The organism is Saccharicrinis aurantiacus, from assembly GCF_001660705.2.
Classification (GTDB): Bacteria; Bacteroidota; Bacteroidia; order Bacteroidales; family Marinilabiliaceae; genus Saccharicrinis; species Saccharicrinis aurantiacus.
In genome coordinates, this window is record NZ_LYBV02000045.1 from 1 (window position 1) to 19,496 (window position 19,496).

The following is a 19,496-nucleotide window of genomic DNA, read 5'->3' on the forward strand; positions in this document are numbered from 1 at the left end:
AGTCACTCTCGAAATTTCCAGACAACTTTAAACAACTTCATCCGGTAAAAATGAGAAAATGTATGCGGAAGAAGAGAAAATGTATATTAAACAGGAGAAAATATATGGAAGACGAGATTATGTATTTTAAGTAAGAGTTTTTGTATGCGGAGGAGGAGGAAGTGTATTTTGAACTCGAGATAATATTTGCGGAGGACGAGCTAATATATATTAAGCAGGAGAAAATATATACGGAAGGCAAGATGATGTATATTAAGTAGGAGTTTTTATATGCGGAGAGGGAGGAGATGTATTTTGAGCTTGAGATAATGTTTGCGGAGTAGGAGCTAATATATTTTAAGCTTAAGGAAATATATATTAAGAATTAGAGGGTAGAGGACTCTTGCGGTCAATTTAATTAAGTTAAGAAAATTCACACTTCATCTGTTGTTGTCTTTCAAAATCTTGGGCTTGTAGGTCTTTATACTTATCAACAACTCGCTTATATATTCAATTTGGACGAATTGGAATAGAGTGCTTTTTAAAAAGTTTTCTTAACTCTGTTATTTATTATTGCCATCTCTTTATCAGAAAAGAATAATTCAATTCTTAATAAACCATACGAAAGATTGGTGTTTACCTTATATTGAATATTTATAGGTTTGATTCTGATTTATTGCCTGAGTCTTATATTGTGGATTGTAACAAGGGCGATTAGCTTACTGGTCATCTACTAGATTATGGGCCGCCATTTATCTTTTAATTAGAATTTTCCAGTCATCATACGCTTGTCTTATTTTCATAAGCGAGATAGGATTTATTGGATAATTATAACCATGGTTTTTCATTACTTTATCCGCTCGAACCCATAATGCACTTGGTTCTTTTTGTTTTATATCCTCCTCATTCCTTATGAAATATTCATCAAATTGTTCTTGTTCAAACTTATTTCGGAAGAATAAAAATGGGCACTTGTCTCCTCTTGCTGATTTTTCTATTTCGCCATTAGTTAAGAATGTGTGAAAAATACCCTCCAGTTCTGATAAATCAAAGTAATAGTAAAAATCTTTATTTCTGTCATTTCTGATACAATGAGAATTAGGGGCACCAATATAAAGTCGCATTTCATCGACGGTTAGATATTCAAGTTCGAAAAGTGTTGTTGAATGAAACTTAAATGTTGCAGTTCCAAGGTATGAATTAGGATTTGTATATAGGAAACTGTAGGATTCATGTATTTTTTCTAACTCTGAGAATTCAATTCTAAATTCAGGAAATTGCTTGTGATAGGAATAATTTTTATTCCCTAAATCTTTAAACCACTCATTAGGTTTTTGAAGTAAATATTTCATTCTATTAAGCGGTGATATATCTATGCCAAATCTTTCCTTCCACATTTTTTCAACATGGTATATATCAGCCGATTTATCAATTGGTGTATTTGTGTCTTGTATTCTAGTGTAAATATAATTGGCTTTTACATTTTTTTCTTTGTCTCTAAAGTCTTCGGTTAAATAGTATGGTTTATTTGGAGTATTAATGATTTTAATAACGTCGATTTCATTTTCTTCAATAATCAATGTTGTAAGTTCTATTTCAGGTCTTAAGTCTCCTGCAAATTTCTTAGTTCTTAGTAGGTCAACAAGACCTGGCTGATTCTTTCTGTTTATCTGTTGTTTTTTCAAACCAACGATTTTGCATCCTTTATCTGGGTCTGATACGCCAATAATCAAAAATCTATCCCCATTGTGATTGCAATTTGCTAATGATAAGATATCATGTAAAAGAGATGCATTGTTTTCATGTGGAATAGCTTTAAAGTCCCAATAAGAGCCTTCTCTTTTAGAATGAATTAAATTTAATATCTCATTATATAACTTCATGCTGTTTCTGTTTTTTTTGGTTGTCCATAACGTTGATTGGATGAAGCTATAAGCAATTTGAAAATCCAAACCACCAAACTACCATAGAGCCAACATTTTTATTATTGTTTAAACTTACTCCTTTCTGGATACAAATGAAAATATTGGTGGCCTGTATTAATCCACGATACTTTATAATTTAAGCTGACGTTTGTTGTTTCATAGATTGTTAGGTTTTGCTTAAGTGTTTAAGATGTGTATGCGTTTATTTGAGAAATTGTTGTACTATTCTTTGTTTGTACAAACAATCTCATATTTTATATTTTCAGTGTCTTTAAAATATAAGGCATAATAATTTTCACTGTATTCCTTATGAATTTGAGGTCTAGAAACTATTTCAGCACCTATTTCACGCAATTTAAGGTATGCATTATCCACTTCTGACCGTGAACTTGCTTTAAATGCTAAATGATGTAATGCTCCAGGTTTTCGTCTGTTTATAGAATCATTCTTAAAAGCTTCTCGAGGCGAGGTTATCGCAAATGCTAACAACTCATGAGTATATTCAATTACATGAAAGTCATTTTCTTCAATAAATGCTTTTACTTTATTCTTAATATTGAATCCTAAAATCTGTAGAAATTGGTCGTAGAATTTTTCAGCTACATTTATGTCCTTTACGGTGATCTGAATATGGTCAATTATGGGTTTCATATATAATAAAATAAGGTTTATTTTTGGTTTGACATGGAAGCTAATGTTGACTGGATGAAGCGATTGGCTATTGAACGAAACCAACCTTCCGAAATCCTGCCGAGTCAAATCTTTTATTTGTTTTTATCTTTTCATTTCTAAAGCCAAATCAAAGATTTGGCGGTATTCAATTACCAAACTTAACAACTAGGTGTTAATAAACGCCAAATGCTTTATACTGGCGTGTTGTAGGGGGTATTTTATTTAATAATGTAGATTCCCCTAACTTTTTTTAATCATTTGTTTAGCTTTCTCAATATTTCTAACATGCTCTAAATATGCTTTCTCTAAAGCTTCTAACATAATATCAAGTTTATATTCATGTTGAAATTTTATTTCTGTACTTATTAAGTCTTTCTGCACCACAACAAATTTCAACAAAGCTTTTTTAATATTTTCTTCAGTTTTATGGTCTATATAGTCATTTTCTATAGATTCAATATATTCTGGGAATTCATGCTTAAATATTGATGCAGAAAATGAATAAAGTTCAATTGCCTTAAACATTAAACTTGAATCTTGTTGAAATGGACCAATCGATTCAATCTTCTCAATATTATTCCTACAAGAGTTTTCTATTTGTTTATACTGCTTTTTTAATCTGAAATAATTTGTAGAATCAATATTTGCTGAAGAATTGAATTTTGCTTTTAGTAACTGATTACCTTCTGAAATAGCTTGTTTACGATTTGATTCAAACTCTAAATAAATCTTATTAAGGTCATTATAGTATTTTGCCGCCTCTTCTTTATCACCGTTACACGAAAGTAAAACTGTAATGAATAAAAATATGCTAATTGTTCTTCTCATGTATTGTTTTTATATGCCCTACTACTTATCTGTATCCCATCATTTATGGGGTAAATCTTTATAGTAGTCTAACTATTAATGTTATGAAATTTCGTTTGTTATTTTAGCCACTGTGCAGTATAATCATGGTTAGGGTTTTAGATATTGTTTTTCTTTAGTTAACTAAAATAGAAAAAATAAGCCTTTGGGCACTGCTTTATCGTTGCTAGTTTAAGTTGGGTGCTTAATTTATAACAATGCTAAATTATGTATAGGTGGGTGCTACCATAAGCGGCACTCAATGTGTAGTGGCAGAGGTGTAGACTTATTAGAGCATGGCCATGAGCTCGAGTTGGGAGCAACGTATGTTACGTTGCTTTATAACAGCATGATAAAATAAAAAAGTTCGAACATTAGTTACTGCTATTTAATAGAGTACCTTTACAAACGGATTACTAATCTTTTAGTATCAATCATTCACTATCATTTTTGTTGATAAGCTTAGGAAGCAGAAAATACTACATCAGCAGACTTCATACTTATAGTTGAATTATCAGTAATGGTCCCAACATTGGAGTACTAATACTTAGTGCGCTGAATGCCTTAAGGGTGTTTAGTTTATTTCGATGATATCAATACATCTTTACATGAATACTGATATAAACAATTGTTGTGGTACAGAACGTATTACCACGGCATTGCTTCTTGCTGCTGGTACTGGAAGTCGCCTTTTTCCTCTAACTAAAAGCTCTCCAAAATGCCTTACTCTTGTTAATGAAAAATCTATTCTCGCCCGACTGGTTACCAACCTAAAAAAGCAAGGGTTTAAACGATTGGTAATTGTAACAGGCCACGAACAAAAATGCATTGTTGATTATCTTGGAGATAAATCGGGAGACTTGAATATTGAATATATTCACAGTCCACTATATAAAACAACCAATAATATTTATTCGCTTTGGATGGCTAAAAATATTATCAATGAGCCCTTTGTTTTATTTGAAAGCGATTTGGTATTGAGTTCTACCTTACTTGATGATATGGTTTATCCTGATAGGATGGCTGTTGCTTTAATGCAACCTTGGTTAAACGGCACCACAGTGTCTATCGACCAAACAAATATGGTTACACAATTTCAACAAGGAACTAGCGATTCCTATTCTGATATTAGGTATAAAACCGTTAATATATATAGCTTTTCGCTTCAATCGTGGCAGGCTATTGTTAAGCGTTTAAACCAATATATAGAAGCAGGTGATGTGAACTGTTATTACGAAACCGTTTTTTCTGAAATGGTTGATAGTAAAAGCCTCTCTCTTAACTCGGTTTCCTTCGACCACAAACCGTGGTACGAAATCGACACTATTGAAGATTTGGCAAAAGCTGAATTGTTATTTCCTGTGCCAGAGCAAAAGGTTGTTAGGCACGAAAATTCAATAGTATAATTGAAAGAAGGAACACAAGAAGTAATGAAGCATAAAAATACAATGGAGAATAAATACAATACGCAAGAAGAAAAATACGAATACATATCAAAGCAGCATGGTGGCTATTATAGGCACCACTTTACCGATCATGCTTATTTGTATAACTTATATTTCCCACCCAAGGAAATTTTTAGTCATTTAAAAGATAATATTCACAACCTTGTTCTGAATTATCCAATGGCACAAGATGCACTTGCCGAACTAATTGGCTGCATTATTAACCAACAATCAGAAAGAATTATAGTAGGAAATGGCGCTGCCGAAATTATAAAAATACTTTCAGGAAGTTTAGCAAAGAAAATTATAGTTCCTGTTCCCTCATTTAATGAATATGTGAATGCAGCCCCTGAAGGCAAGGCTGTTGAATTCCCCCTTGAATTTCCATCCTTACAACTTGATGTAGATAAATTTGCCGATGAAGCAATAAAAGTTGGTGCCGATATGGCTGTTGTGGTTACGCCCAATAATCCTACATCGATGTTAGTTCCAAAAAACGATTTGATTAGATTAGCTAAAAAGCTAGAACCAAGCAATTGCATGCTTATTATTGATGAATCTTTTCTGGATTTTGCTGATAATAATGAGCAGATAAGTCTAGAGCAAGACATTGACAAATATCCTAATATGGCAATTCTAAAAAGTATGAGTAAAGCCTTTGGTATTTGTGGATTGAGAATTGGTTACATGTTAACAGCAAATGCCGATTTTGCAAAAAAGGTTAGAGATGGCATACACATTTGGAACATCAATGGTTTTGCCGAAGAATTTTTAAGGATATTACCCCAATATAAACAGGAGTTTAAGGCGAGTTGCAATAAAGTAAAAGTAGATAGAGATATTTTTTACGACCAGTTGTGTTCCATTGAAGGAATGAACGTTTTTAAACCCGATGCTAACTACATTTATTGCCGTTTGCCAGATGCGGCTATAAGTGGCCCTGAAGTGGTAAAGCGTTTATTTATTAAGCACAATATTTACATCAAAGATAGTGTTGGAAAAACCCAACCCGATGCCCACCGGTATATACGTATTGCCAGTAGAACTCAGGAAGAAAATAATAAACTAATTGCTGCACTAAAGGAGGTGATGTATGAATAGTATCAAACAAAAAAGTGTATTCAGCTTTATCATCGATTTGCCAAATATTTGTTCTCTATTAGGTTTATTAAGTGCCGTAATAGGAATTTATTTTGCCATACAAGAAAATTTTTCAGCTGCAATAGTAGCGGTTTTGTGGGCTGTGCTGTTCGATTGGTATGATGGTATTATTGCACGTAAACTGAAAGGACGAACGAAGGTACAGGGTGAATTTGGCGCTCAGCTTGATTCTATGATTGATATTGTAAGTTTTGGTATTTTGCCTGCTATCCTACTTTTAAGTTACGGAAATTACAATGTTTGGTTTATACCTGGTGCATTTATAATTGTTGCATCTAGTGCTATTCGGCTAAGCTACTTTAATGTATATGGGCTTATCGATAGCAAAACCTATAAAGGTTTCCCTCTTGATAATAATGTACTTATTTTGGCATTTGTATTCTTATTTGAGGGCTTCTTTAAAACAAGCACCTTTTCTTTAATAATATATGCACTTATGATGTTTCTATCGGCACTAAATTTATCCTCAATCCCAACGGTAAAATTAGGAGGTAAGTGGGTTTATGTTTTGGACATATATGTTTTGGCGCTTACTTGTATATATATTTGGCTTTTATAGTTTCAATTATTGATTTGAAGTATGTTCTGTATGAAAGCCAAAGGTTAGCCAAATGAAGTGTATGGCGATTTCACAAATCAGACCTTTCAAACTTTCATGAAGCCAAATCACTGATTTGTTTTAGTGTTTTATTTCTAAAGCCAAATCGGTGGTTTGGCATTGCTAGCCGAAGTTTAGTGCCAACCAATAAACACCGTACTCTATACTGTGCTTAGTAAATAAAAGTATGTGCGCCCAAACTATAGAGAGGTGCATAGCTTAGGCGTGTTCCTTGGCCAGAGGCAAAGGGGTCCTAGATTGGTCTGATAATTCTCAAACCAACCTAAAACACAATAGAGCCGAATTTGAGTTTTAAACTTTGTTCTTTCAAAACTCAAATGAAAATATTGGAGGACTGCATGAATCCACGATACTTTCTAATATTAGATGATGCTTATGCTTTATCGGATTGCTGTACTTAGTTATTGATTTCGTTCAAGAATGTTTCAACTATTTCATTAAATTCTTGAGGCTTATCAATATTAGCACAATGGCCTGCGCCACTTAATATAGATAGTTTACTATTGGTTAATTTCGAGTCCCACTCTGTCGCCATTTTTTTATTAGAATCAAGGTCGTATTCACCAGTTAATATTAACGTACGAAAACGGGTTTCAGTTCTTTCTCTATCCTGCATTATTTTTATAATTCCAGGCATAACCATAGCTGATTTTCTTTCGTAATAACTAGCAGTATTATAGAATAAGGCTTTCCCTTTTTCAGTTCCACAGCACATCTCAGCCGCTTTCTGTCTGAGCGATTTAATTGAGAATATTGTGCGTATAATCATCCCAATATTTACAGATGCACTAATGTCGCTTTTCTTATTTATATCATAACCACCAAGAGCAGTTAACGACTTTACCTTTTCGGGATTATTGAGCGCAAAATATTGAGCAATCCATGATCCTAGAGATACCCCTACAAAGTGAGCACTATCGTAACCTTCAAGTTCAATAATTTTAGCAATGTGTCTAGAAGAAGCATCTAATTTATCTTGCGACTCATTAGTCTTTGATAACCCATGACCAATTAAATCGATAGTTATTGTCCGATAATTTTCAGCAAAAAAGTCTATCTGTTGGTCAAATGCCCTATGGTCTGAATATGCAGGATGTAGAAACACAATCAGATCGCTATTTTTTTTGCCTGATACATAATAATGTATATCATATCCATCTTGATTCAGTACTTTACTATCCACCAAACTATTAATCAGCTTACCTTCCAAATTCATTTTTCCAATACTATCTTCATAAATAGCATTTTCTACTCCAAAATAGGTTTTTAATACTACTACTGGAGATATGATAATTAATAAAATGATCAGAAATCTCTTTTTACGCTTGTTTTTCATTGTTTGTTTAATTTAGGGTATAAATTGTGTGTAATGACTTTAATAATGGCCTTTTGATTGGTTTAAAAAGCAAGCCTTCAACCTATCATAGAGCCAAATCTTTGTTTTGATTGTAGATTTATTATTTATATCAGCAGAGGAAAAGCTTCTGCGAACTAAATTCAAACCATTAAGTTGTAAACTATAGTTTCCTTTTTTTTTAATACATAATATGTGTCAATTATAGTGTATAGGGTATTGAATATTTAGTACTATAGGGAGTGTGGAAACAGCTCTTTAAGTAATATTGATTACTACTAAGTATATGAAGTTGTATGTGCTCTTTTAGCCGCTGCGAAGTATAATCATGGTTAGGGTTTAACTTGTTGTTTTTCTTTAGTTAACGAAAATAGAAAAAAATAGATTTAGGGCAGAAGTTTGTCTACGTTAATTTAAGGAGGTAAGCTAATTTATAATAATACTAAATTATGTAAATATGCGTATTGAAATGTGCAATTAATGCATGATACATATTTATTACTCCTGTTCAATTCTAATTTGTTGTCGTAATCTATTCGGAATACAACTAATCAGCTTACTCTTTAAGCCCGATGAACCGGAATTATGTTTCTTCAGTACAATTAAATACCAAGTCATTAATACCAGGCCTTTAATTATACTTGACAAACTAATGGCCCACCAGATACCAAACATGCCTAATAGCTTTTCCGATGAAAGTATAAGCGCAGCAGGTACTCGGGCTCCTGTAAATATGATACCAACAAGCGATGGGGGCACGGTTTTTCCAATGCCATTAAAGGCGCCACGCGTTATTATTTCAAGAATCATGAATATTTGAGATATAGCAAGGATTTTAAGATAATGAACACCCATTGCCAAAGCAGTGGTTTCTTTTAAGAAGAGGGAGAAAATAGGCTCTCCTAAAAATAAGAAAGCAAGCGTTATTATCCCACCTAAAACCACGCCAATACCAATTGTGGTAAGATATCCTTTCTTTATTCTGTCCCAATTACCAGCTCCGTAATTCTGGCCTGTAAAACTTCCCAATGCCGTAGCAAAGCCCGATGATGTCATCCACGAAAGTGCCTCTATTTGAGCACCGACACTCTGCACTGCAATGGGCGTATCGCCCCATTGGGTAATCATGCGCGCTAGGATTAATGCAAAAATAGCAAACAGACTACTCTCGGCAGCAATCGGAGACCCTAACTTAAATATAGATTTGGTAATATCTCGGCACAACTTAAAGTGTTTCAGTTGCGGATCCATAATCTCTTTCTTCCACACAAAGCGGATCATGAAAATGATAAAAACCACCAATTGAGCAATAACGGTTGCCGTAGCTGCACCTTCTATTCCTAGTTCCGGAATAAAGCCAAAACCAAAAATCAGTAAAGGGTCTAATATCATATTTAGTCCTAAACCCACCAATAGATAGTAAAACGGAAGTCTGCTATTGCCGACACCATTATAAATACCCTGAAAAGTAGGATTGATAAAGGTGAAAATAAAGCCCAACGAAACAATGCGTAAATAACTGATAGAACCGTTTTCAACTACACCTTCTGATAAGCGAAATACACTAATAAGCTCGGGGGTAAATATTAAAGCAATCAGCATTATGGCGGTTGATAATACTAGTGCCCAGAACAAGGAATGCCTAGCAAATTTACCTGCTTTTTCTTTATCCTGTTTACCTAAAGATTGCGATACACCAATTTCTGCACCAATGCGCGTTATAAGCAGAATTGACATACCAAGCCAAACGTAAAAACCTGCAGAACCAACAGACGCAACCGCATCGCTACCCAGCTGACCTAACCAAATCATATCGGTTAAGTTGTACGCCATTTGCATTAGCGAAGTGCCAATAATAGGAATTGCAAGGCTGAACAGTTGCTTAAATATCGGCCCTTTAGTTAAATCTATTGCTTTATTCATAAGCCGCAAAAATACAAAAAAATAGCTTGGTAATTATGAGTTTAAGCAGGAGTAAGGCCTTCCTAATTTTATTCTTTGTGCGTCAGAATAGGTTTGTATTATATTGGTTTTAATAGCTTCAGGCTGTTTATCAATACCAAAATAAGTACAATCTGACTTAAAACATATGTCAACACAAAACTATATAACTATCTTTGCGTTTCTATAAAGCTAAATGATATTATTACAGTATCCTTGGCATATTATATTTAGAAGGAGATTTAAATGGAAGAGATAATAATAAAAAATGCGGAGCAAATTGCGGGGATACGTAAAAGCTCTCAGTTGGCTGGTAATACACTTAAGTATATTAGTGACTTTGTTAAAGAAGGGGTTAACACCAACAAATTAGATAAATTAATTGAAGAATATATGCGTGATAATGGGGCAATACCTGCTACTCTTGGGTATCATGGTTATCCAAAATCGTGTTGTATTTCTTTAAACGATGTAATCTGTCATGGTATTCCTAACGATAAAACTATTCTTAAAGAAGGGGATATTTTGAACATTGACGTTACCACAATTTTAGATGGTTATTATGGCGATACAAGCACCATGTTTACCATTGGAAATATTTCTGAGGAAGCTGCTAAATTGGTTGAGGATACAGAAGAAGCACTTTATTTGGGTATTGATGAGGTAAGACCTAATAATAAGTTTGGGAATATTGGTTATGCGATTGATCAGTTTGCCAAGAAGAATAAATACAGTGTAGTGTATGAGTTTTGTGGTCATGGTATTGGATTAGAGTTTCACGAGGAGCCTCAGGTAGAGCATAGTGCTCCAAGAGGATCGGGTGCTTTAATGAAACCAGGTATGATTTTTACCATTGAACCAATGATTAACTTAGGCAAGCCTAAAGCTAATATTGATAAAAATGATGGTTGGACTGCTAGAACCATCGATGGTAAACTATCGGCACAGTTTGAACATACAGTATTGATTACAGAAACAGGATCGGAGATATTAACCGATGTAGGAGAGTACGATATATTTAAATAAGGAGTAATGCCGCATTGGCAACTGAAAAAAAGGAAAGCTCAAAGCCTAACGGTTTTGAGCTTTCCTTTTTTATTGTGATTATATTATTAAAATCACGTAGAGTTCACTATTAAACTATTACACAATAAGGACTAATGCTTAGCAACTTTAAACTGAAGTGTTTTCTGCTCAATATTGCCTAATTTATCTTTTGCTTCAACACTTACACTATATACCTTTTCTTGCTTAAATAACTCCATATGAGCAGGTGATCCATTACTTGCATAGTTTTTCTTTTCTCCGTTATCAATGCTGTAATAAATACTCTCAGTACCACAGTTTTTGTCTGTTGCACCAATATAAAGTTTAATAAATGGAGGATACACATTAATTGTTTTTCCTTCGAACTGTTCTTGACGTGTGGGTTTTATACTACAATTAATAAAAATTTCAGGGCCAATATTATCAACATAAACCCCGCTTTCCTTAAGGGTTTCTTTATTGTTCACATTATCTATTGAAAAGAACTTGATAGTATGCCAACCATCTTCTTGTATGGTGAACTCTTTACCTTCAATAAATTCTGTATCATTAATTTGGTACTCCGTACTTTTAACGCCTGAGCCTGCATCCTGAGCAAACAGCTTTACTTTGGTATTTTTATTAATAAAAAGGGTATCCCGATTAAAGAATATATTACCTTCAAAATCAATACCTGAAGTAGGTGCTTCAGTATCTGAAATTACAGATAATTGACCAACGTTTGAATGGTTTTCAACCACATCAAACGATTGATAATATATGGTTTGCGATTTTAATGTATGATCAAAAGCGAAAGGATCAGAATAGGTTTTATCCATCTCTAACTTATTGGGCCCATATATAATTTTGCTTATTACCAATTGGTTGTCTTTTGCATCTAATTTACACAAACTTCGTTCTGATACATAGATGTATTTTCCCTTATAGCTATCATTTATAATTTCTACTGAAGCTTCTGGCGGGTCGTAATCAATTACAAAAGAGAATGTAGCAATTTCAGAACCCGCACTTGAGTTTGCACTATCATTATTGCTCGATTGATTTCCAACATTGTCTACGGCCCAGAATTTAAACTCATGTTTACCTGAGTTAATTGTACTCAAGGCAATGGGTTGTTTGTAGGTTTTAATTTCATTTTCATTTAGTTGATACTGAATTTTTCTAAGTCCAGAACCTGTGTCTAGGGCAATTAATTCAATCTTAGATCTTGCCGAAACAATTTTTCCAGCTACATCACCATGCATTTTCCAACTTACTACAGGAGCAGAGGTATCAATAATAAATAACCTCTTCTGCACTAACTCTATGTTACCAACATGATCAATACTATAATATTTTAACTCATATTTCCCTTCGGTTTTAATAACTAAAGTATCTTCATAAATCTGATATGGTTCAGCATTAATACTGTAGTAAGTTGCCTCAGTACCCGAAGTTTTATCGTAAGTACTAAAGCTTATTTTCAAGCCATTGCTATAATATACCGTATCGCTATATGTATGCTTTTTTGCATTTGTAAAGTAACTTTTAGTTTGAGGAGCAATTCCATCTGCATACACTTCAAAAACAACATCTTTAATAGGATAGACCAATTCTTTTGTTTCAGGATCTACTTGTGAAGGTGTTCTAATTGTATTTAAACCTTCGGAATCAAAATAAAAAGGATTGGCATATTTAGGTCCGCTTTCGCTTTCAAGTTGCTCTGTGTCTCCAGTAGTTCCTGGTGATGTTGAAAGCATCAAATACATGCTTTGATGCTTATTGGCAAATAGACGGCCATTTTTATTGCGCCACATTTTTTGTGGATGGTTCAACTGCACTTGAGAGTAGCTAGCAGTATGAGCAGCAAATAATAGTATTGCTACTAGTAGGATGTTTTTCATAGAACTTAGAATATCAATAATTAACTAGCAATGTGTGTGAAATTGCCAGATGGTTTTTTAAAATTAATTATGTGAGTTAAGTAGAGTGTTGCTTATTTAGGTTATTGTTTACGATGTTTAATTTGTTTTGTTACTAGAAAAGGCGATTGTTTACAATTAATTGATGAATAGTTCGTATTACAAGGGAAAGCCTAAAGACTAGCAAAAATGTGTTTTTCCTCATTATAGAAAATAGATAACTTGAATAGATGTTATGTGAATACAGGCTTTACGTAACAATAGGGGTTTAATATTCTGATTAACATAGTAGTACGGCTTTATGGGGCGTTTCCTATAAATAATGTGCTCTATTTCATCAATTAATATCACTTTTAATTTTACTCATTATTTTTTCTGTTAAAATCAATTTTATCATATTTACTTATTGTTTAGTTAAAGAATATAAGTATAAGTTTGTGTTCTATTAAATGTAGATAACGGTTGTAAAAGAATTTAGCTTTTATGAGCAAATCTTCGAAATAAAACCTAAACATTAAATAATAACTATGAAGCAAAAAATTGGAATAGCCCTATCGGGTGGTGGTTTTAGAGCAGCAGCTTTCCATTTAGGAACTTTACGTAAGTTAAATCAAATGGGCATATTAGGTAAAGTAGATGTAATTTCAACCGTTTCAGGAGGTTCAATAGTTGGTGCTGCCTACACTTTAAATAAAGATAATTTCGAGGGTTTTGAAAAAGAATTTAAGGAAGGCCTGCAAAGAAATATGCTTAAAACCTCGTATGTGGTATTAGCCATTGTAGGACTTTTCGTACTTATATTGCCATTTGTTTTAGCATATTTTGCTTGGTATTTACTGTTTCTGTATTTACCGGTAATTGCTTTATTCCTCAAATTTCAATTTAATTTACTTCCTTTTAGTAAGATGATTGAAAAGCGTTATTCTCAGGTTTTTTATCAGAATAAAACACTAAAGGACTTACCACATAGTCCTGTTTTAGCTATTAATTCTACCAATATTGAGTCGGGCAGACCATTTACTTTTTCTAAAGAGAAGATGAATGATTCGTTTTATGAGTATTCACAAAATGGAAGAAAATCAATAAAATTCAGAAATGATAATTTTCCTATTAGTAGGGCTGTTATGGCATCATCATGTGTACCTTTTGCATTTACACCTATAAAAATAGCTAAGTCTTATTATCAAAACTCTCAGGACTATAAACTTATAAATCCTACATTAATTGATGGGGGAGTATACGATAATCAGGGAATTCACAAATTAACACATCACGGTTCAGTTTATGAGTGTGAAAACATTATTGTAAGTGATGCAGGAACAGGGTTTAAACCTCTTACCCAGATGAATAATACTTTGATGCTTTTAATACAGACTAGTGAATTATTTATGAATAGAATTAAGAATATTCAGTTTATAAATAATGTAATTTTAAATAAGTATTTGGGTAAAAAATCAATAGCCTATTTGTCTTTAGCTTACGATCCAAAGACGTGTTTATCCTATTTTGCGAACTATGTCAAAGGCGGACAGTTAACTTCTACTATTATTGAAGCACATGGATTAAGTGAGGAAGAAATAGCTAAGATGACTAAACAGGAAATTACAGCATATATGGAACAGCGAATAAACTATGGTGAATTACAGAAGTCATTTCCTATTGATAATGTTCTCGAAGTAGCTTTAGGAGTAGGTACTAACTTAACGGCTTTGAGTTATGAGCAAATAGAAGCTTTAATGGCAGTTGCCGAATCTTTAACAGAATTACAAGTGCGCTTGTATTGTCCTAATATTATAAAATAATTATGCTTTGTCTCATGCACAGTTCTATCATAGTTTCTTTTAATTTTTGAAATAAGTTAGGGTTAATCTGTTGGTTAACTCTGATCGTTTACTTTATTCCTTTCTAAGAATAAATCTTACCATCAAACTACTACATACCATCAAAAACTTTCTTAACTTATGGTTGAGAGTGGTAATTCAAAATATGGTGAGTATGATAAAAAATGTTGCAGTTGTAGGACTTGGCAAAGTTGGATCGCTAGTTGCCATTTTATTAAGTAAATCATTTAAAGTACATGGTTTCGATTCAGAACCTGTTACAGAATCTTTTCCATTTAAGACTTCTGTAGTTGATATTTCAAATCAACAATCTACATTAAAACAACTTGGGGAAGTTGATGCTGTGGTATCGTGCTTACCCTACAAGTACAATATTATTATTGCTAAAATAGCGCACACTTTAGGCATTCATTATTTCGATTTAACAGAGGATATTAAAACCTCAGTTGAGATAAAGAAACTTTCCGAAACATCCAAAGGAGTTATGGCACCGCAATGTGGTTTAGCTCCTGGTTATATTGCCATTGCGGGATGCAGTTTAATAAATAAGTTTAGTCGTCTTAGAGATGTTGAGTTGCGTGTAGGAGCCTTGCCTAGGTATCCTAATGGTTTATTGGGTTATTCATTTAACTGGTCGCCTGCGGGTGTTATTAACGAGTATATTGAAGATGCAGAGGTTATAGCAAATGGCAAAAGAAAGTATGTAAGCTCTCTACTCGGTTTAGAAACCATTAATATCGAAGGTCGCGAATACGAAGCTTTTTATACAAGTGGCGGTTTGGGTACGCTATGTAAAACTTTAGAAGGCAAGGTTGATACTTTAAACTATAAAACAATACGCTATCCTGGTCATGCCAGATTAATGCGGTTTTTATTATCGGAGTTAATCTTAAAGGATAAAAAAGAGCTCATTGAGGAGATATTAACCATTGCTAAGCCTCCTGTTAAAGAAGATATGGTGCATGTATATGCAGCCGTTGAGGGTTGGAAAGGAGATAAGCTTTTTCGCGAAGAGTTTTTTCATACTTATCTGCCTCAGCAGATTGATGGCAAGGAGTACAGAGCGATATCATGGACTACAGCCTCGAGCGTTTGTAGTGTTATAGAGTTGGTGCACAAAGGCATTACAGCTCCAAAAGGATACTTAAAACAAGAGGATATTAGTTTGGATGATTTTTTATCCACCACATATGGTCAATACTATAAAAATCAAATGTAATTATGGAAACGCTTCACCAAATTTTGTCTGGCTTAATGACTCGGTATCAACAGCGCGTTCCTGCGGTAAATAAAATTACTCAAACGCTTGTTGATGAAGGATTAATTAAAGATTTATCTGATATTGAAAACGATCATATTGCTTTCAGAACCATTGGAGTGCCTCAATTAGGTATTAAATCTTTAGAGAAAATTTTTCTGCATCATGGATATGAAGCTCGCGATGCATATTATTTTGAGAATAAGAAGATAAATGCCCGCTGGTATGCGCCTTCAAAAACTAATTTACCTCGAATATTTATAAGTGAATTACGAGTAAATGATTTCTCTGATGAGATTCAAACTTTGATAAAATCGTTTACTGATGAAGTGAAATCCGATCCTGTGGATACAATAAATTTAGATGATGCCGCGATGGTCGATAATTTTCTTCATTCGCAATTATGGAGAACACCCACTTGGGAAAACTATAAAACCTTAGCTAACGAAAGTGAATATGCATCGTGGACTATCTATAACAAATACTATCTAAATCATTTTACCATTAGTGTGCATAATTTAGAAAGCCCTTATAATACATTGGAAAAATTTAATCAATTATTGGTTTCGATAGGAATTAAGTTGAACGATGCTGGTGGAATAATAAAAGTAAGTAAAGATGGACTTTTATTGCAAAGCTCATCAGTTTCAGAGCTGATTGAAGCCACTTTTGCCGAAGAGGACATTCATAAAATACCCGGAAGTTATGTTGAGTTTGCAGAACGAAAGGTTTTGCCTCAATTCGCGGATTTACCTATAAACCAAATTACGCGAGCACAAAGAAGAGAAGGTTTTGAAACAGCCAATGCCGATAAAATATTTGAAAGTACCTACTCAAACCAAACAGGCAAGAAGTAAAAGAAATACCGTGCCTCGGAATATATTAGCTTGGTTTTGGGCAAGGCTTTAAGTTACTGTTTTAGATTAAAATTTGGCTTATAATATTGTGAATGTATTTAAGTATTAATCATTAAACTACTCGTTATGTTACAAGATGTTTTAGATCATTTTCAGATAGAAGAACTAAATGAAGGATCATGGATTGGTTCAGATTCAGTGCAATCAAGTACTTCGTTAATTGAGGTGTATTCTCCGGTTGATGGTTCTCAAATGGCATCAATAAAGCCTACCGATAAAAAAGCCTATCAAACTATTGTTGAAGAATTGAAAAAGGCGAGCGAAGTGTGGCGCAATATTCCGGCGCCCAAACGTGGTGAAATAGTTCGTCTTTTCGGTGAGAAATTAAGGAAGGAGAAGAATCACTTAGGTAAGTTGATATCCTATGAAATGGGTAAAAGCATACAAGAGGCTTATGGCGAAGTGCAAGAAATGATTGACATCTGCGACTTTGCAGTAGGTTTATCACGACAGTTATACGGGCTAACCATGCACAGCGAACGCCCCATGCATCGTATGTATGAACAGTGGCACCCTTTGGGAGTAATTGGCATTATATCAGCTTTCAATTTTCCCACAGCCGTATGGAGTTGGAATAGCACCATTGCTTGGGTGTGTGGTAATGTTTGTATCTGGAAAGGATCAGAAAAAACACCTTTAACAGCCTTAGTCTGTCAGAAATTAATAGCCTCTATTCTTCAAGAAAGGGGTTTGCCTCAGGCGATTAGTTGCCTCATTACAGGCGGAAAAGAAGTAGGAGAGTGGCTGAGTTTAGATAAAGATATAGCCCTTGTATCCGCAACTGGTTCTAGCCGAATGGGGAAAGCAGTAAAGCTTAACGTGGCACAACGGTTTGGGAAATCTCTATTAGAATTGGGAGGGAATAATGCCATGATTATTACTCCAAATGCAGACTTAGGTATTGCTATTCCGGCCACATATTTTGGCGCAATTGGCACAAGCGGACAGCGATGCACATCAACCAGACGTTTAATTGTGCATCAATCGGTTTTAGATTCCGTAATCGATAAATTGAAGAGTGCTTATGCTCAGGTTAAAATTGGAAATCCTTTGGATGCAAATAATCATATGGGGCCACTAATTGATAATGAGGCGGTACAGAATTATATGGCAGGTATTGAAGCATGTAAAAAGCAGGGAGGCACATTTATAGTAGAAGGAGGCATGCTTCAAGTGCCTGGTTTCGAAAAAGGCTCTTATGTATCACCTAGTATTGCTTTGGTTAATGCAGATATGGCAATTGTTCAAGATGAGTTATTTGCACCTTTATTATACATCATTGCATACAATGAGTTAAAGGAAGCTATTGAAATACAAAATAATGTTCCCCAGGGCCTTTCGTCTACTATTATGACAACTAATATGCGTGAAGCGGAATATTTCCTATCGCATTGTGGCAGCGATTGTGGTATTGCTAATGTAAATATTGGTACTTCGGGTGCTGAGATTGGAGGTGCTTTTGGAGGCGAAAAAGAAACAGGAGGAGGTAGAGAAAGCGGAAGCGATGCCTGGAAAAATTATATGCGTAGACAAACGGTAACCATAAACTATTCTGCCGACTTGCCGCTTTCGCAGGGTATTCAGTTTAAGGTTTAATATAACATGATATTTTTAATAGGTAAAAAATTCAGAGTATCTAAAAAAAAAGAACCGTAGAAACATAAAAAAGGCACACCTATAATTATCATAAGCCATATTTTTTTCTACTTTCATTGCCGAAAAAATAATAACCATATAGATGTATTGACATAAAAGATGGGATACAGAATAGTTGTGCTTAATTTCGGCCATTATCTAAGCAAATATTAAAGTTATGAACCTTAATTCTTTTTCAATCATACGACCTAAGCTCTCAAACAAGAAGAGGAATATACTAGGATTGTTGATTGGTTTATTTCTAGTCCCAATTAATGCCTACTTAGGTACTGAGATTATTAAAATATTTGTGGTAGAAATCGGAAATAAATATATAACTGTCGCATTCTTAGTGGTTTATACTGTCACAACCGTTTGTCTCGTTTTCTACTTAAATAAAAAGTATGTTCTAGCATATGTTAAAATAGGAACAGTAATTTGCAAAGAGGAAGGAATTGAAATTGTTCAAGGGGAATTTAGAAGAGCATTACGTTATCTGGATATTAGGAAAATGATTCTGAGGAATTCTTTAGGATATAAAAGGGGTTTGGAGAATTCAATATCATATTCGTGTGAAATAGAACTTATAACTAAAGAACAACTGAAACTAGAAATACTTAGGGATGGAGTAATTCAACCTGAGAGTTTTCGGAAACGTAGAAATAAAATATTTAATCTTTTAGATGAGAAGATGCCCCGCTATAAGGTCTACTAAATAATAACTAAGCACAACAAATTGGAATAAACAATGTGGGACAGTTGTTATTTGGAAAGCATTCTAGCGAAACAAGTTCCGCCAAACCTTTTCATTCCGTTTGGAATGAAAAGCTACAAACAAAATAACAAGCTTTGGCTCAGCTCAATTTGGAAAGTTAAGAAGGTTAAATTTCTTTACGCTCCATGCGGCAGGCCGTTGTAACGCATTAGGGTGCGATTGAGCAAGTAAGAAAATATA

Annotated in this window: 15 protein-coding genes; 9 read left to right on the forward strand and 6 right to left on the reverse strand. The window is 33.9% G+C overall.

Annotated features, from left to right (window positions below; all coding sequences use genetic code 11):
- Positions 1-731 precede the first annotated feature (731 nt).
- From A8B35_RS21190 to A8B35_RS21200, 3 genes are all read right to left on the reverse strand, one after another.
- Positions 732-1,862: an ATP-binding protein gene (locus tag A8B35_RS21190; RefSeq protein WP_075603965.1), complete on the reverse strand. Its 1,131-nt coding sequence runs from the start codon at positions 1,860-1,862 to the stop codon at positions 732-734.
- Between the two features lie 264 nt (positions 1,863-2,126).
- Entirely contained in the window at positions 2,127-2,555 is a 429-nt protein-coding gene (locus A8B35_RS21195; protein ID WP_075603966.1) for a VOC family protein, read from the reverse strand.
- Between the two features lie 261 nt (positions 2,556-2,816).
- Positions 2,817-3,404 (reverse strand): hypothetical protein, encoded by a 588-nt coding sequence (locus tag A8B35_RS21200; RefSeq protein WP_075603967.1) that lies wholly within the window; start codon positions 3,402-3,404, stop codon positions 2,817-2,819.
- 626 nt (positions 3,405-4,030) lie between these two features.
- Between A8B35_RS21200 and A8B35_RS21205 the strand changes: the two genes are divergently transcribed.
- From A8B35_RS21205 to A8B35_RS21215, 3 genes are read left to right on the forward strand one after another with little or no spacing between them, the layout of a single operon-like run.
- On the forward strand, positions 4,031-4,828 hold the full coding sequence (locus A8B35_RS21205; protein ID WP_075603968.1) for a phosphocholine cytidylyltransferase family protein: 798 nt from the start codon (positions 4,031-4,033) through the stop codon (positions 4,826-4,828).
- Positions 4,829-5,968 carry a pyridoxal phosphate-dependent aminotransferase gene (locus A8B35_RS21210; RefSeq protein ID WP_222844201.1) on the forward strand — a complete coding sequence of 380 codons (1,140 nt, stop codon included), beginning with the start codon at positions 4,829-4,831 and terminating at the stop codon, positions 5,966-5,968.
- A complete protein-coding gene (locus A8B35_RS21215) occupies positions 5,961-6,587 on the forward strand; it encodes a CDP-alcohol phosphatidyltransferase family protein (RefSeq protein WP_075603969.1) in 627 nt (208 codons plus the stop codon). Before A8B35_RS21210 ends, A8B35_RS21215 begins: the two co-directional genes overlap by 8 nt.
- Before the next feature lie 457 nt (positions 6,588-7,044).
- On the opposite strand, the gene A8B35_RS21220 is transcribed toward A8B35_RS21215, so the two are convergent.
- On the reverse strand, positions 7,045-7,983 hold the full coding sequence (locus tag A8B35_RS21220) for an alpha/beta fold hydrolase (RefSeq protein WP_075603970.1): 939 nt from the start codon (positions 7,981-7,983) through the stop codon (positions 7,045-7,047).
- Positions 7,984-8,499: 516 nt separating this feature from the next.
- The gene (locus A8B35_RS21225; RefSeq protein WP_075603971.1) at positions 8,500-9,924 is read right to left on the reverse strand and encodes an MATE family efflux transporter; all 1,425 of its coding nucleotides are present in this window, start codon (positions 9,922-9,924) and stop codon (positions 8,500-8,502) included.
- Positions 9,925-10,188: 264 nt separating this feature from the next.
- Between A8B35_RS21225 and map the strand changes: the two genes are divergently transcribed.
- Positions 10,189-10,968, forward strand: a complete 780-nt coding sequence (gene map / locus A8B35_RS21230) for a type I methionyl aminopeptidase (RefSeq protein ID WP_075603972.1) — start codon at positions 10,189-10,191, stop codon at positions 10,966-10,968.
- Positions 10,969-11,099: 131 nt separating this feature from the next.
- Here map and A8B35_RS21235 read toward each other — a convergent pair whose 3' ends face one another.
- Positions 11,100-12,872 carry an OmpL47-type beta-barrel domain-containing protein gene (locus A8B35_RS21235; protein ID WP_075603973.1) on the reverse strand — a complete coding sequence of 591 codons (1,773 nt, stop codon included), beginning with the start codon at positions 12,870-12,872 and terminating at the stop codon, positions 11,100-11,102.
- A 545-nt stretch (positions 12,873-13,417) separates the two neighbouring features.
- Here A8B35_RS21235 and A8B35_RS21240 point away from each other — a divergent pair.
- The 5 genes from A8B35_RS21240 to A8B35_RS21260 all read left to right on the forward strand — a co-directional run bounded on the left by A8B35_RS21240 (position 13,418) and on the right by A8B35_RS21260 (position 19,256).
- Positions 13,418-14,692 carry a patatin-like phospholipase family protein gene (locus A8B35_RS21240; RefSeq protein WP_075603974.1) on the forward strand — a complete coding sequence of 425 codons (1,275 nt, stop codon included), beginning with the start codon at positions 13,418-13,420 and terminating at the stop codon, positions 14,690-14,692.
- A gap of 193 nt (positions 14,693-14,885) precedes the next feature.
- The gene (locus tag A8B35_RS21245; RefSeq protein WP_222844202.1) at positions 14,886-15,950 is read left to right on the forward strand and encodes a saccharopine dehydrogenase family protein; all 1,065 of its coding nucleotides are present in this window, start codon (positions 14,886-14,888) and stop codon (positions 15,948-15,950) included.
- Positions 15,951-15,952: 2 nt separating this feature from the next.
- Entirely contained in the window at positions 15,953-16,846 is an 894-nt protein-coding gene (locus A8B35_RS21250) for a DUF1338 domain-containing protein (protein ID WP_075603975.1), read from the forward strand.
- A 126-nt stretch (positions 16,847-16,972) separates the two neighbouring features.
- A complete protein-coding gene (gene amaB / locus A8B35_RS21255) occupies positions 16,973-18,502 on the forward strand; it encodes an L-piperidine-6-carboxylate dehydrogenase (protein WP_075603976.1) in 1,530 nt (509 codons plus the stop codon).
- A 217-nt stretch (positions 18,503-18,719) separates the two neighbouring features.
- A complete protein-coding gene (locus A8B35_RS21260) occupies positions 18,720-19,256 on the forward strand; it encodes a hypothetical protein (RefSeq protein WP_075603977.1) in 537 nt (178 codons plus the stop codon).
- Positions 19,257-19,496: the final 240 nt, after the last annotated feature.